This is a genomic window from Natrialba sp. PRR66 (assembly GCF_034808065.1).
Lineage (GTDB): Archaea > Halobacteriota > Halobacteria > Halobacteriales > Natrialbaceae > Natrialba > Natrialba aegyptia.
In genome coordinates this window covers 925,870-940,636 of record NZ_JAXHGN010000001.1, presented here as the reverse complement: position 1 = coordinate 940,636, position 14,767 = coordinate 925,870, and the positions used below count along the sequence as shown (strand labels likewise).

14 protein-coding genes and 1 pseudogene are annotated in these 14,767 nt (G+C 63.7%); 8 read left to right on the top strand and 7 right to left on the bottom strand.

All coding sequences use genetic code 11. The features are described from left to right. Positions 1 to 25 precede the first annotated feature (25 nt). Both SM755_RS04475 and SM755_RS04470 read left to right on the top strand, forming a co-directional pair. Positions 26 to 1,354: a YeaH/YhbH family protein gene (locus SM755_RS04475; RefSeq protein ID WP_323171612.1), complete on the top strand. Its 1,329-nt coding sequence runs from the start codon at positions 26 to 28 to the stop codon at positions 1,352 to 1,354. A gap of 23 nt (positions 1,355 to 1,377) precedes the next feature. Continuing rightward, entirely contained in the window at positions 1,378 to 3,417 is a 2,040-nt protein-coding gene (locus SM755_RS04470) for a SpoVR family protein (RefSeq protein WP_323171611.1), read from the top strand. Positions 3,418 to 3,500: 83 nt separating this feature from the next. Here the strand turns inward: SM755_RS04470 and SM755_RS04465 are convergent, their stop codons facing one another. Then, the gene (locus SM755_RS04465) at positions 3,501 to 4,202 is read right to left on the bottom strand and encodes a glycerophosphodiester phosphodiesterase (protein WP_323171610.1); all 702 of its coding nucleotides are present in this window, start codon (positions 4,200 to 4,202) and stop codon (positions 3,501 to 3,503) included. A 263-nt stretch (positions 4,203 to 4,465) separates the two neighbouring features. Between SM755_RS04465 and SM755_RS04460 the strand changes: the two genes are divergently transcribed. Together SM755_RS04460 and SM755_RS04455 are read left to right on the top strand one after the other, a co-directional pair. Beyond that, positions 4,466 to 4,918 (top strand): response regulator, encoded by a 453-nt coding sequence (locus SM755_RS04460; protein WP_323171609.1) that lies wholly within the window; start codon positions 4,466 to 4,468, stop codon positions 4,916 to 4,918. 94 nt (positions 4,919 to 5,012) lie between these two features. Further along, on the top strand, positions 5,013 to 5,747 hold the full coding sequence (locus tag SM755_RS04455) for an SDR family oxidoreductase (protein WP_323171608.1): 735 nt from the start codon (positions 5,013 to 5,015) through the stop codon (positions 5,745 to 5,747). Between the two features lie 5 nt (positions 5,748 to 5,752). Here the strand turns inward: SM755_RS04455 and SM755_RS04450 are convergent, their stop codons facing one another. Together SM755_RS04450 and glnA are read right to left on the bottom strand one after the other, a co-directional pair. Then, positions 5,753 to 6,163 (bottom strand): hypothetical protein, encoded by a 411-nt coding sequence (locus SM755_RS04450; RefSeq protein WP_323171607.1) that lies wholly within the window; start codon positions 6,161 to 6,163, stop codon positions 5,753 to 5,755. A gap of 227 nt (positions 6,164 to 6,390) precedes the next feature. Then, the gene (gene glnA, locus SM755_RS04445) at positions 6,391 to 7,746 is read right to left on the bottom strand and encodes a type I glutamate--ammonia ligase (protein WP_323171606.1); all 1,356 of its coding nucleotides are present in this window, start codon (positions 7,744 to 7,746) and stop codon (positions 6,391 to 6,393) included. Positions 7,747 to 7,958: 212 nt separating this feature from the next. Between glnA and SM755_RS04440 the strand changes: the two are divergent. Beyond that, positions 7,959 to 8,314 (top strand): annotated as a pseudogene (locus SM755_RS04440) (thioredoxin family protein). A gap of 16 nt (positions 8,315 to 8,330) precedes the next feature. On the opposite strand, the gene SM755_RS04435 reads toward SM755_RS04440, so the two are convergent. From SM755_RS04435 to SM755_RS04420, 4 genes are all read right to left on the bottom strand, one after another. Further along, the gene (locus SM755_RS04435; protein WP_323171605.1) at positions 8,331 to 8,732 is read right to left on the bottom strand and encodes a hypothetical protein; all 402 of its coding nucleotides are present in this window, start codon (positions 8,730 to 8,732) and stop codon (positions 8,331 to 8,333) included. 89 nt (positions 8,733 to 8,821) lie between these two features. Continuing rightward, positions 8,822 to 8,986 (bottom strand): hypothetical protein, encoded by a 165-nt coding sequence (locus tag SM755_RS04430; RefSeq protein ID WP_006109440.1) that lies wholly within the window; start codon positions 8,984 to 8,986, stop codon positions 8,822 to 8,824. Between the two features lie 158 nt (positions 8,987 to 9,144). Beyond that, positions 9,145 to 9,375, bottom strand: a complete 231-nt coding sequence (locus SM755_RS04425) for a hypothetical protein (RefSeq protein WP_006663982.1) — start codon at positions 9,373 to 9,375, stop codon at positions 9,145 to 9,147. A gap of 54 nt (positions 9,376 to 9,429) precedes the next feature. Continuing rightward, positions 9,430 to 10,386: a PGF-CTERM sorting domain-containing protein gene (locus SM755_RS04420; RefSeq protein WP_323171604.1), complete on the bottom strand. Its 957-nt coding sequence runs from the start codon at positions 10,384 to 10,386 to the stop codon at positions 9,430 to 9,432. Between the two features lie 280 nt (positions 10,387 to 10,666). Here SM755_RS04420 and SM755_RS04415 point away from each other — a divergent pair, with 280 nt between their 5' ends. From SM755_RS04415 to SM755_RS04405, 3 genes are all read left to right on the top strand, one after another. Next, positions 10,667 to 13,549: a DEAD/DEAH box helicase gene (locus SM755_RS04415; RefSeq protein ID WP_323171603.1), complete on the top strand. Its 2,883-nt coding sequence runs from the start codon at positions 10,667 to 10,669 to the stop codon at positions 13,547 to 13,549. 95 nt (positions 13,550 to 13,644) lie between these two features. Then, the gene (locus SM755_RS04410; protein WP_323171602.1) at positions 13,645 to 14,025 is read left to right on the top strand and encodes a response regulator; all 381 of its coding nucleotides are present in this window, start codon (positions 13,645 to 13,647) and stop codon (positions 14,023 to 14,025) included. A gap of 74 nt (positions 14,026 to 14,099) precedes the next feature. Beyond that, positions 14,100 to 14,756 carry a protein sorting system archaetidylserine decarboxylase gene (locus tag SM755_RS04405; RefSeq protein ID WP_323171601.1) on the top strand — a complete coding sequence of 219 codons (657 nt, stop codon included), beginning with the start codon at positions 14,100 to 14,102 and terminating at the stop codon, positions 14,754 to 14,756. The last annotated feature ends 11 nt before the right edge of the window (positions 14,757 to 14,767 follow it).

Genomic DNA, 14,767 nt, shown 5'->3' with positions numbered 1-14,767 from the left:
GCGAGATCACGACCGAGGTGCAATCATGGGACTAAGAGACGACCTCGACCGCTTCCGCGAAGTCGGTGAACAGCGCCGCGAAGACCTCGCCGACTTCATCCAGTACGGCGACCTCGGCGGCGGCCGCCCCGACCAGATCAACATCCCGGTCAAAATCATCTCGCTGCCCGAGTTCGAGTACGACCAGCGCGACCAGGGCGGCGTCGGCCAGGGCGAAGACGGCACGCCCGACACCGGTCAACCGGTCGGTCAGCCACAGCCCCAGCCGGGCGACGACGACGGCGAGGACGGCGAACCCGGCGGGGAGGGCGGCGACCACGAGTACTACGAGATGGACCCCGAAGAGTTCGCCGAAGAACTCGACGAAGAACTCGGACTCGACCTCGAGCCGAAGGGCAAGCGCGTCGTCGAGGAGAAAGAGGGGCCGTTCACCGACCTCACGCGCACCGGCCCGGACAGTACGCTCGACTTCGAACGGATGTTCAAGGAAGGCCTCAAGCGTAAACTCGCGATGGACTTCGACGAGGACTTCCTTCGCGAACTCTGTAAGGTCGAGGGCATTACGCCGCGAGAGATCTTCGAGTGGGCTCGCGGCGAAAATCTGCCGGTGTCGATGGCCTGGATCGAAGAGGCCCACAGCGACGTTCCCGAGGACGAGCGGGGAACGTGGAGTTCCATCGCGGAAGTCGAGGCGAACGTCGAACGCGAGAGCGTCCAGCAACAGATCCGCCGCGAGGGAATCAAACACGTCCCCTTCCGCCGTGAAGATGAACGCTACCGTTACCCCGAGATTATCGAGGAGAAAGAGAAGAACGTCGTCGTCGTCAACATCCGCGACGTTTCCGGGTCGATGCGCGAGAAGAAACGCGAACTCGTCGAACGCACCTTCACGCCGCTGGACTGGTACCTCCAGGGCAAGTACGACAACGCCGAGTTCGTCTACATCGCCCACGACGCCGAGGCCTGGGAGGTCGAGCGCGACGACTTCTTCGGCATCCGCAGCGGTGGCGGCACGAAAATCTCGAGCGCGTACGAACTCGCCGCCGAACTACTGGAGGAGTATCCCTGGAGCGACTGGAACCGCTATGTCTTCGCGGCGGGGGACTCCGAGAACTCCTCGAACGACACCGAGGAACGGGTGATCCCGATGATGGACCAGATTCCCGCCAACCTCCACGCCTACGTGGAGACCCAGCCGAGCGGGAACGCGATCAACGCCACCCACGCCGAAGAACTCGAGCGCCACTTCGGCACGGACGCCGACGACGTGGCGATCGCATACGTCAACGACGCCGACGACGTGACCGACGCCATCTACGAAATCCTCAGCACGGAGAGTGAGACCGATGAGTGACAGAGCGAACACCGGTGATTCTCATGCGTAAGCGAAACACCAACGCCGACAGATTCCGCAAACAGGCGATCGCGACCGACCTCGAGGAACCGGTCACCGAGGCCCGGAACCTGGCCGAAAAACTGGGGCTCGAGCCCTACCCGGTCAACTACTGGATCATCGACTACGACGAGATGAACGAACTCATCGCCTACGGCGGCTTCCAGTCGCGCTATCCGCACTGGCGGTGGGGCATGCAGTACGACAAACAGCAAAAGCAGGGCCAGTACGGCGGCGGTAAGGCCTTCGAGATCGTCAACAACGACAACCCGGCCCACGCGTTCCTTCAGGAATCGAACACCGTCGCCGACCAGAAGGCCGTCATCACCCACGTCGAGGCCCACTCCGACTTCTTCGCGAACAACGAGTGGTTCGGCCTCTTCACCAGCGGCCGCGCCGACGAGAAACAGGTCAATGCCGCGGCCATGCTCGAACGGCACGCGCGGGCGATCGACGACTACATGTCCGATCCCGATATCGACCGCGCCGAGGTCGAGAAGTGGATCGACCACTGCCTCAGCCTCGAAGACAACATCGACCAACACCAGGTGTTCGAGCGCCGACTCGACGTCGACGGCCCGGCGGCAACTGCTGAACTCGACGAAGACTTGGCCGAGAAGCTGGACGAACTCGAACTCTCCGAGGAGATCAAAGGCGAGGTGTTCGACGAGGAGTGGCTCGAACGCTTAGCGGGCGAGGACGGCGGCGTCACCTTCCCCGAGGAGCCACAGAAGGACCTCCTCGCGTTCGTCCGCGAGCACGGCAAACGGTACGATTCGGAGGCCGAACGCGCCGTCGAGATGGACGAGTGGCAACGCGACGTCCTCGACATGATGCGCGCCGAGGCGTACTACTTCGCCGCCCAGAAGATGACGAAAGTGATGAACGAGGGCTGGGCCGCCTACTGGGAGTCGACCATGATGACCGACGAAGGCTTCGCCGGCGCGGACGAGTTCATGAACTACGCCGACCACATGGCGAAGGTGCTCGCCTCGGGCGGACTCAACCCCTACAGTCTGGGCATGGAACTGTGGGAGTACGTCGAGAACACGACGAACCGTCGCGAGGTCTTAGAGCATCTGCTTCGGGTCGAGGGCATCACCTGGCGGAATCTCTCGGACGTCGTCGACTTCGACGAGGTGCGCGAGCACCTCGAACCGCCCGCGGTGATCGATACGATCACGCCGGCGACGCTCGACGAACTCGAGAGCGCGGACGTGCCCGACGAGTGGATCGACCGCGACGCCCTCGAGCGGGCTCGGAGCGGCGAGATCGACGTTGAACGGTACCCCTGGAAGGTCCTGACCTACGAGGGACTCGCCCGACGACACTACTCGCTCGTCAAGCGCCAGCACCGCGGGTTCCTCTCGCGGGTCACCCAGAACGAACTCGAGCAGATCGGCCGCTACCTGTTCGACGATACCCGCTACGACAGCATCGAGGAAGCGCTCTCGAACGTCGAGTTCACCGCGGGCTGGGACCGGCTCTTTGACGTGCGTGAGAGTCACAACGACGTGACGTTCCTGGACGAGTTCCTCACGCAGGAGTTCATCACGGAGAACAACTACTTCACCTACGAGCACTCGAAGGCGACGGGGCAATTCCACGTCGCGAGCGACGCCGCCGAGGACGTCAAGAAGAAGCTCCTGTTGCAGTTTACCAATTTCGGCAAGCCGACGATCGCGGTCTACGACGGCAACTACAACAACGCGAACGAACTCCTGTTGGGCCACCAGTACAACGGCGTGATGCTCGATCTCGGGAAGGCGAAGGAGACGATCAAGCGTATCTTCGAGCTGTGGGGCCGGCCGGTGAATCTGCTGACCATCGTCAAGGAGATCGACGAGCACGATATCGAGGTGGCAAAGCGCCGGAACAGGGAGCCCGAAGCCGAAGAGCAGGGTAAACTACTGCGATACGACGGCGAGGAGGTGACGGTCGAGGATCGCCGCTGGGAGGAGGTCGAGCATCTCGCTGCCGACGATGTCGACTACGATACGAAGCCGGAGGAGTGGCTCGCCTGAGACGGACTGCTGTCAATCAGTTCCGGCGCACTCGCAGGATAGTCGCGGTTACGCCGGGAAATCGGTACAGCAGCCAGTCTGACTCACCGTGACGGTGGCAGACGGATCGGACGGTCGGCGGACACGCAGTCGACACCGCGCCGGGAGAGCAACGTTGCGGTATGTTGCTGTTTGACTGGCCATGCGTGGATTTCGAGACTGACAGTTCTCGCTCGCGAAACGAGTCGCGTCGTTAGACAGCGCCAGTAGCTCGCACCGATCGCGTCGCAGTCGAGTTCAATCGCGGTCGTGATGGGTGTTTCGAGCCGACGGCTGACGAGGAGGCCGATGGATTGACTCGGCTCGCGTTCGCGGATCGCTCGCAGTTCCGAGGGGAGAAACGAGGTCAGGAGAACGGGGTTGTCGATGCCGTCGATCGCATCGAGCACGTCCGCCGCGAGGCCGCGTTCCTTGAGTTCGAGGTGGAGTTCGAGACCCGGCGGAAGCGCCTCGAGTAGTTCTGCAAGCGTCGGAATCCGCTCGCCGGAATCGAGGACGGTGTGTGTTTTGAGTTCTGAGAGGGGGGTCGTTGCGACGGTGGCAGTGTCGGGAGTAGTTGTCGTCGTATCGACAGCACCACCGATAACCCGCTCGACTGTCGCATCGTGGATGACGACGAGTTCACCCGATTGACAGCGGCGGATGTCGACCTCGACGGCGTCCGCGTGGTCGGCAGCGGATTGGACGGCGGCGATTGTGTTCTCGGGAGCCGTCGACGCGAAGCCGCGGTGGGCGATCAGTCGCATTCGACCCACGTGATGTGGCTGGTGGACTTTAGCGTTCTGTTCTCCGCGCTATTGGTGCCCTGCGAGCTACCGGTTCCGGTGATGGGGGTCCAATGGCACGGCGGATACGTATACTGTGTGAACACTCTTCTGTTCGTGCCAGTTATTCGACCAAATCAATTAGCATCCACGTTTAAACAGATGCCATGAGAACAGGGCAGTACGTGTCCCCTGCATGTATCGTTGTGGAGTTTCAACGTTGCACCTTCCGTGGTGGCTGAACGATGAGTGATCCACGATCGGAACCGTTCGAAATCCTCCTCGTCGGAGCCGATCCGAACGACGATCATCCCATCCGCGATGCCTTCGAAAACCTTCCAATCGATAGTTGCGTCACCGTTACCGACGATGCAACGGCAGGCCTCGCCGAACTCGAGCGCCGCCAAACGGACGAGACGGCCCCGTTTCCGGCACTCGTCCTGCTCGATATCGACCAGCCGTCCGTCGACGGCCACGAATTCCTCAAAACGGTCAAAGCGGACCCGGTACTCGTCCGGCTCCCCGTGATCGTACTCACGGCGGCAGACGATCCGGCGACCGTTCGCGAGAGCTACGAACTCGCGGCGAACGCCTCGCTCTCGAAGCCGTCGAGCCCCGATGAGTTCGACTCGCTGGCCGAGACAGTGGCGTCCTTCTGGTTCGAGCAGGTGCTCTTGCCGCCCATCGACACGTCCTGAGCGGCCCGTCGCGTGCAGCTTGCAGGCACCGATCATCACGCGCTTCGGACGATCGCCCCCGGTATTGATCGTCCCCGCCGTTGGAGGGACAGCCATGGCACCACAATCAGCCTTCGAGGTCGATTTCACGGATACCGTCGCCGTCGTCACCGGTGCAAGCGGTGCACTCGGCAGTGCTGCCGTCGACCGATTCCGGACAGCGGGCGCGACCGTCTGTGCCGTCGATGTCGTCGCCCCCGACGACGAGGACAGCCTGCTCGACCGCGACCCCGCCGACGAGGCCGCCCTCGCGTTCTACGAGGCCGACCTGACCGACGAAGCCGACGTCACTGAACTCGTCTCCCAGATCGTCGACGACCACGGCCGAATCGATCACCTGCTGAATATCGCAGGGACCTGGCGCGGCGGTGACCACATCGAGGAAACGTCCCTCGATGATGTCGAACTCTTGCTCGATGTCAACCTGAAGACGGCGTTTCTCGCGTCGAAACATGCCCTGCCGCACCTTCAGGAAACTGAGGGGTCGATCGTCAGCATCAGCGCACGCTCGTCACTCGAGGGCGGCGAGGGTGACGGTCCGTACCGCATCACGAAGGCCGGAATCCGCCTGCTCACGGAGACGCTGGCAGAGGAGAATCGCGGCACCGTCCGGGCCAACTGCGTGATGCCGAGCGTGATCGACACCCCGATGAACCGCGAGATGATGGCGGATGCGGATCACGACTCGTGGGTCGATCCGAGCGACATCGCGGACGTGATGGCCTTTCTCTGCAGCGACGGCGCGACGGTCACGAGCGGCGCTGCGGTACCGGTCTACGGCGAGGCCTAAGCCGCTCACTCGGCCGGGAGCCGCTCGGTCTCGGACCTGATCTCGTCGTCCTCCCGCCACTGGTAGTACCGGTAGGTCTCGCCGGCGATTTCGACCAGCGAGACGTTCGCACGCGCTGGAACGCCGGCGGGGAACTCGTCGGAATCGAGCGCAGCATCAGGACGCTGGGCGGCGGCATCCGCGTGCGCATTTCCCTCCGTAGCTGACTCCGAGTTCACCGCAGCATCGTAGCCACCCGCCGCATCGTCACCTCCTTCGGCCGGGGTCCGTGGTTCGGCAGTCGAATCTTTCCAGTCGGCGAGCGCGATTGCATGCTCCGCGACGGCGCGGAGCGTCTCACCGTCTCTGTCCTCGAGTGCCCCAGCCAGTTCGGCGTCGAGTTCGACCGGCGGCCGTGGGCGGTCGCGTTCGTTCATTGCACGCGGTTGTGCGCCCGTCCCGAAATCTCATCCGGTCTCCGCTCACTCGCCGGTTCGGCGCACGCTAACCGCCGGCGAGCATCGATATGGAGGGACCTTGCGGTCGCGACGCGAGTCGGAACCGATACCGAATCGAAAATCGAAAGACGAGACGCGAGGTGACAGCAGATCAGTGAGCCGAAACCCGCACCCGAACTCGCGGGGTGAACACCAGCGAGCGGCGGTTAGAACGTTTCGAGGTACCGGTCGAGTTCCCACTGCGAGACGTCGATCAGGTACTCCTCGAACTCCTGGTTCTTGGCTTCGACGAACTTCGGAGCGACGTGGTCGCCGAGCGCGTCGTAGATGACATCGTCCGCTTTCAAGGCGTCGACGGCTCCGCCGAGGTTCGACGGCAGCGTTTCGATACCGTACTCTTCCCGTTTCTGTTCGTCGAACTCGTAGATGTTCTCGCGAACCGGGTCCGGACAGTCGAGATCGTTCTCGATGCCGTCGAGACCGGCGTGGATGAGCGCGGCGAACGCGAGGTACGGGTTACAGGACGGGTCGGGGAAGCGGGCTTCGATTCGCGAGGCCGCGGACGTGCGGGCCGCGGGCTTGCGGATCAGCGCCGAGCGGTTGCGGTCGGACCAGGCGACGTAGACCGGCGCTTCGTAGCCCGGTACCAGCCGCTTGTAGCTGTTGACCGTCGGATTCGAGACCGCCGTGATCGCCGGGGCGTGCTCGAGGATCCCAGCGAGGAACGAGTGAGCCGTCTCCGACAGATCGAACTCGTCGTCCGCATCGTGGAAGGCGTTCTCGCCGTCCTCGGTAAAGAGCGAGAGGTGGGTGTGCATTCCCGAGCCGTTGATCTTCGGGATCGGCTTGGGCATGAACGTCGCGTGGTAGTCGTGCTGGGCGGCGATGGCGCGAACGACAGTGCGGAAGGTGGCGACGTTGTCCGCCGTCGTCAGCGCGTCGTCGTACTCGAAGTTGATCTCGTGCTGGCCCTCCGCGACCTCGTGGTGGCTCGCTTCGACCTCGAAGCCCATGCTCTCGAGGCCGTAAATGATGTCCCGGCGCACGTCGCTCGCGAGGTCCTTCGGCGCGAGGTCGAAGTAGCCGCCCGCGTCGTTGGTCGTCGTCGTCGCGTATCCGTCTTCGTCCTCCTCGAACAGGAAGAACTCCGGTTCCGGCGCGGCGTTGACCGTGTACCCCATCTCCTTGGCGCGGTCGAGGGCGCGCTTGAGCACGTAGCGCGGATCGCCCTCGAACGGCTCACCCGTCGAGGTGTCGTAGACGTCGCAGATCATCCGGGCTGCCGCGCTGTTCTCGTCGTTGCGCCACGGCAAGATTGCGAACGTCTCCGGATCCGGCTTCAGCCGCATGTCCGATTCCTGGATCCGGACGAAGCCCTCGATCGAGGAGCCGTCGAAGTAGATGCCCTCGGTAAACGCCTTCTCGGCCTGACGTGCCGGCACAGAGACGTTCTTGACGGTTCCGAGGATATCCGTAAACTGCAATCGGAGGAAATCGACGTCCTCCGTCTCGATTTTGTCTAACACGTTCTGCTCTGCCGTAGTCAGGTTCCCGTCTGTCATCTTTTGTTCGGCTCAATCCACGGGACCCACTACTAAAACTCTACTGTTGTGGGCGAATATCCTTCTTCACATGGATTCGTGGATGTTTGTCCACAACAATTCGAGTTCAGCCGAGAGTGGCACATCCCGTGGCAAACGTTGCGCTGCAGGTTGACGAATGGTTGTGACAACGCGTCCGGCACAGATTTCCTCGCGGAGTCCCGTCACCGACTATGAACGAGTTCACAGCCACACCGGTGCAACTCGACACTGAAGCTGAACTCGATGCGTTCATCGAGCGTCACGAGACTCCACTTGTGGAGTTTTACACGGAGGCTGCCCGCTGTGTCAGGCGATGGGACCAGTACTCGGCACCGTTGCGCGGTCGACAGCCGTCGCCATTGGGCTGGTGAATCCGCGGGACGATCTCGAACTCGTTGATCGGTTCGAGATTTAGTCGGTACCGACGCTGGTGTTTTTTCGAGCGGGCGAACCGATCGCAACGCGTGCTGATGGATTTCTCGGCGGTGACGAGGTGGTCGCGTTTCTCGAAGCGAACGCCCCTGTGGCCGTGGCGGACGGCGGTTGATCGGGGCGAGGGCCGGCTATTCTGCTGTTGTCTCGTCGGTCTCGTTGGTCTCCTCCCCTTCGCCTTCGTCGGTGCCGTCGTCTCCCGCCTCCGACTCTTCCGCTTCGGGCCCAGATATCTCGGTCGGGTCCACCTCACCCGCGAGGAACTGTTCACCGAGTTCAGTGATGTCGTACATTCCCGGCGCGTGTTTCGTCAGTAGATCCCGTTTCGTGAGTTCTCGACACCGGTAGGCGGCGTGCGGGCTCCGACAGATCTTTTCGGATTCGATCTGGTCCGGCATGAAGAACTCGTCCTGGCTCAGGAGTTCGAGAATCGGCTCGTCGGCGGGGTCCATCCAGTCGGCGGGCACTTCGGTATCCGGTTCGGTATCTGGTTCGGCGTCCGATTCGGTGTCGGAGTCGTCGTCCGCTGTCATGGCGCGTTGTACGCACTCTGCGGGCAAGAAAGAACTGATCGGAAACGGGTTCGGTCGAGACGAACCCTCGGGACGCGACCCCGAGCGATTTACGAGGGGTGTTGGTGCTGGATGCGCTCGGCAATCGTATTAGGGACGCGCGTGCCGCAGTCGGCGCAGTTCCAGTTTCGGGAGACGGTCCCGGGCTCTTTCTCGAGGTCGTGATTGTACTGGATGACGGCACCACAGTGACAGGTGTAGGTCGTACGGGACATGCGTATGGAGGTCGTAGTCGCGCGGTGCAGAAGTTTCTGTCACGTAGTAGACGGTGTGAGATGATCGCGTTGGTTTCGATTGCACGGGAAGGTGGTGGTGCGCAACGATGAGTCGCTGTGGATCGCAATCGAACGCTTCTCGATTGCGATTGCGATGCTCACTCCGTCTCGTCGAGCAAGCCGAGTTCAGTCGCGACCAGATCGGCGATTTGGTCTGCGATGTCCGGATCGACCTCTGCGACGGCTTCACCGTCGTGAAGTTGGGCGTTGTGTCGCTCGACCGCGTCGGCGACGTTCGAGAGCGGGACGCGAGAGGTCGTCTCGCAGGCGTCACAGACGATCGGGACGCGCGCGGAATCGGTATCCGTCTCCGTGTTATCGCTCGTCATTGGCGGGTATCTCGTGGCAATCAGCAAAGAATCATCGGTTTTACGGGTTCTCAGCTATCCGCGCCGGCGAGCCACGACAGCGGCGAGCAGCGCGCCCACTGCAGCGAGAACGCCGAAGCCAGGAACCGTGTCAGTGTCGTTCGTGGAATCGGTTCCGCTATCGCCGTCGTTGTCGCCGGTATCGGTGTCGGAACCGGAGCCGGTGCCAGTTCCGTCGTCGGCGTTGCCGTCCGTCTCGTTGACGGGGATGTCCGCGTCGCCGTCGAGTTGCAACACGGCGACCATATCGCCGTGCGAGCCGTCGGGCGTGTACGTCCAGCTACCGCCGGCTTCCTCGTAGGGTTCGGCCGCTTCGAGCGGATCGATGTCCGACTTCCAGTCCTGGTTGGCTTGCTGAATGTAGCCGACGAGTTCGATCTGGTCCGCGTGGGGGCCCTCGATTTCGACTTCGCCGTATTCGACGGTCTCGTCTTCTGGGAGTCCGTGCCATTCGACACAGTGTGAGTCGAGGTAACCATCACCCTGCGGGAGTTCGCTCGTGCCGAACTGATCCCCGTCCATCGGGCGGTTATAGTTGTCCGTCAGCGGGTACTCGACGGTGAACGGATCGGCTCCCTGGTGCCAGGAAAGCGACTCGCCGGTGGGAATCGTCACGGTCGTGTCCGGTACCGATTCACCGGAGACGGGTTGGCCGGCCTCGTTGACCAACGTGACGCACATCTTCCCGGAGCCCTCGCCGAGGTAGGGCATGCGGTAGTCGTCGCGCGGGTTCGTGTAACTGATCCAGCTCCCGTCGTCAGCCGCCGCCTCGAAGTACGGGTCGCCTTGCTCCGGAACGGCCTCGACGTACTCCTCCTCGGAGACGTACTGTTGCGCAATTGCGGACACGGGGTCGGAACCGTGTCCGGCCGCGGCGGCACCGACGGGGCCGAAGGCGGCGACTGCGCCGAGAAGGGCGCAGATACCGACGACGAGCACCGCACGGCGGCCGGACGGAGCGTCACGCTTCATAGCGATCGCCTCCGCGACGAATGCGGTATCGTGGGCGTCGGCGACGCGTTCGGTCGGTCGGCCGAGTTCACCGATTCGGGACCTGTTTCCATCAACGGGTGTCGATTAGTACGGGTCTGTGACAGTCGTCTGCGTGGAGCTGTCATCTCGTCGGCATACTGAATAGACCGTTGTAGGTATGTGCCGGTTACCGACGTCTAGGCACTCCGTACCGTCACCTGAACGTGAATTGTGGTCAAGAACGTGGCTCTTATGCATCGCTCGCCCGTATCCCGGTTCGATGACCGAGGGGGACGTTGCGGCTTTCTCACGTCTCGGCCCGACAGTCCGCGGAGCGCTCTCCGAGCGCGGATTCTCGACGCCGACGGCACCACAACGGCTCGCGATTCCGCCGCTCGCCGCCGGCCGGAACACGCTCGTGATCGCACCGACCGGGAGTGGCAAGACCGAAACGGCCATGCTCCCCGTCTTCGACGACCTCGTCGACTCCCAACCCGAGGGATTCGGCGCGCTCTACGTGACGCCGCTGCGGGCGCTCAACCGCGACATGTTAGAGCGCCTCGAGTGGTGGGGCGAGTTCCTCGACCTCGAAGTCGACGTTCGCCACGGCGACACGACCGACTACCAGCGCAGCAAGCAAGCCGAGGACCCGCCGGACGTACTGATTACGACGCCCGAAACCGTCCAGGCGATGCTCACCGGCGACCGCCTCCGGGACGCGCTTGCGGACCTCTCCCACGTCGTGATCGACGAAGTCCACGAACTCGCGGCCTCCAAACGCGGCGCACAGCTGGCGATCGGGCTCGAGCGCCTCCGCGACATCGCCGGGCAGTTCCAGCGAATCGGACTCTCGGCGACCGTCGGCGACCCCGACGAAGTCGGCCAGTTCCTCACCGGCGGCCGGCCCTGCGAGATCCGCGAAATCGACGTCGGCAGCAACGTCGACGTGACCGTCCGCGAACCCGAGATCACCGACGAGGACGAGCAACTCGCCGGGCAACTGATGACCGAACCCGACACGGCGAGTCACGTTCGCCTGATCCGCGACCTCGTCGACGAACACGAGTCCACGCTCGTCTTCGTCAACACGCGCCAGACCGCCGAGGCCCTGGGCTCGCGCTTCAAAGAACTCGACCTGCCGATCGGCGTCCACCACGGCTCGCTCTCGAAGGAGGCCCGGATCGACGTCGAAGACCGATTCAAGGCCGGGGAGCTGGACGGTCTGCTTTGTACCTCCTCGATGGAACTCGGAATCGACGTGGGCCGCGTCGATCACGTGATCCAGTACAAGAGTCCGCGGCAGGTCGCCCGCCTGCTCCAGCGGGTCGGCCGCGCCGGGCACCGACGCGACGAGGTCTCGAGCGGCACGATCGTCACCACCCGACCCGACGACACCTTCGAAGCGCTGGCGATTGCCCGCCGCGCCCGCGACGGCGAGGTCGAACCGGCGCGGATCCACGAGGGCAGCCTCGACGTGGTCGCAAACCAGATCCCAGGATTCGTCCAGAGCCGCGGCTCGGTGCCCGTCCGCGACGCCTACGAGACCGTCAGCCGAGCGTATCCGTTCCGCGACCTCGCGCCGGAGACGTTCCACGAGATCCTCGGTGAACTCCACCGCAACCGGATCGTCTGGTTCGACGAGGGCGAGGACCGCCTCGAGACCACCGGCGGCACCTGGCAGTACGTCTACGCCAACCTCTCGATGATCCCCGACGAGGAGACCTACGAGGTCCACGACATCGCCTCGAGTTCACAGATCGGGACCTTAGACGAGCGGTTCGTCGTCAACTTCGCCCAGCCGGGCGAGGTGTTCGTCCAGCGCGGCGAGATGTGGCGTATCGCAGAAATCGACGACGACGAGGCGCGGGTGAAGGTCAGCCCGATCGAGGACCCCGCCGGCGAGGTGCCATCCTGGATCGGGCAGGAGATTCCGGTCCCCGCGGCGGTCGCCCAGGAGGTCGGCGAGATTCGCGGCGTCGCCGAACCGCAGTTCGAAGCGGGCGCGGACGCCCGCGCCGTCGGTCGCGAACTCGCCGGCCGGTATCCCGCGGACGAGTTCACGCTGACCGAGGCCTGTACGCAACTCGAGCGGCAGGTCGACGCTGGTTCGGGATCCGGTTTGCGGTCGGGAACTGAGTCGGAATCGGACGGGGCCGCGCCGATGCCAACCGCGGATCGGATCGTCCTCGAACGCCAGGGCCGAACCATCGTCATCAACGCCTGTTACGGCCACACGGCAAACGAGACGCTCGGACGCGTTCTCTCGTCACTGCTCGGTCAGCAGGCTGGCTCCTCGGTCGGCCTCGAAACTGACCCCTACCGGATCGAACTCGAGGTACCCACGTCGGTCGCGACGAGCGACATCGTCGAGGTCTTCGAAGAGACAGACCCCGAGCACGTCGGGGCCATCGTCGAACTCGGGCTCAAGAACTCCGATGCGCTCGCGTTCCGGCTGGCGCAGGTCTCCGCCAAGTTCGGCGCGCTCAAGCGCTGGCAGGGACAGGGTTCGGGCCGACTCTCGAACGACCGCCTGCTCGCTGCACTCGAGGATACCCCGATGTACGACGAGTCGATCCGCGAGGTGTTCCACGAGGATCTGGACATCGAGCGGGCGACAGCGGTTCTCGACGGCGTTCAGGCCGGCGAGATCGAACTCGTCACCTACCGCGGGCGGACGCCGGTCGGTCGGGGCGGCCGTTCCTCCGGCGGGAAAGAGTTACTCGCCCCCGAGAACGCCGATGCGGGGGTCATCGAGACCGTCAAGGAGCGGCTGCAGGACGACCGGATCATCCTGCTGTGTACGCACTGCAAGGACTGGAAGGTCACGACGAAGGTCAAGCGCGTTCGCGACCAGCCCCAGTGTCCCGAGTGCGGGTCGACGCGCATCGCCTCACTGAACCCGTGGGCCGACGAGGTCGTGCAGGCGGTGCGCGCGGAAGAAAAGGACGAGGAACAGGAGAAGATGACCGAGCGCGCGTACCGCGCGGCGAGTCTCGTCCAGAGCCACGGCAAACGAGCCGTCGTCGCGATGGCGGCCCGCGGCGTCGGCCCGCACAACGCCGCCCAGATCATCAACAAACTGCGGGAGAACGAGGACGAGTTCTACCGCGACATCCTCTCGAAGGAACGCGAGTACGCGCGGACGCAGTCGTTCTGGGATTAACCGGAGTCGTTCGTTTCAGTTCACGCGTCTCCCGGCGGAACGATCCGAATCTGCAAGAAGAACTATTAGATAAACCTGTGTCACTGCCACCATACATGCCATCTCACAGCGTTCTTCTCGTCGAAGACAGCGAGTTCCTCACGGAACACGTCAGCAAGACGTTACGGGAGGAACACGGCTTCGAGGTCGACGCGGTGGCGACGGCGGCCGCGACGCGGACGGCACTCGCAACGGGGGACTTCGACTGCGTCGTCTCGAGTTACGAACTCCCCGACGAGACCGGAATCGAACTCGCGTGCTCGCTCTCCGAGGAGAGGGTTCCGTTCGTACTCTTTACCGGGAACTCGCTCGAACCGCTCGTCGACGAGGCACTCGCGGCCGGTGTTTCCGCGTTCATCAGCAAGAGCACCCACGCGACGGGCGAGATGAACGTCTTTGCGAACCGGATTCGACTCGCGATTCGGGCAGGCACGTAGCGTGATCCACACCTGTATCACGACACGAGCACCCCATCCGTAACGACCATACAACTCGCTCACCTTCTCCCGCTATGAACCTCGCGCCGGGAGCCTGGAAGTACGCCCTCGTGCCGCTGCTCGCCGCCCCCTTCGCGTTCATCTTCAGCGTGACGGCGAGCGTCGTCGCGCTCGCACTCGGCGTCGGAACGCTCGCCTTCTTCCGCGATCCGGAGCGCACGCCGCCGCCGACCGGCGTCGTCGCCCCCGCCGACGGCACCGTGTCCGTCCTGCGCGAGGAGGGCGACCGCGTCCGCCTCGGCACCTTCATGAACGTCTGGCACGTCCATGTCGTCCGCGCTCCCTTCGCCGGAACGATCACCGACGTCGAACACATCCCCGGCGCGAACAAACCCGCCTTCTCCAAGGACTCCGACCGAAACGAGCGCGTCCACGTGCGGTTCGAGACCGACGCAGCCACGAACCAGCTGCCGACCGACAGCGAGGCGACCGTCACCTTCATCGCCGGCGCGTTCGCTCGCCGAATCCACCCCTATTGCGAGGCCGACGATGAACTCGACCGCGGCGACCGACTCGGCCACATCGCCTTCGGCAGCCGCGTCGACGTGCTCTTTCCACCCGCGGTCGACATCGACGACATCGCCGTCGATCCCGGCGACTCGATGACCGCTGGTGAGACCGTAATCCTCGACGATGGCCCGTTCGGGGAATTCGATGTCCTCGATGCGTAATCCGCGCCATT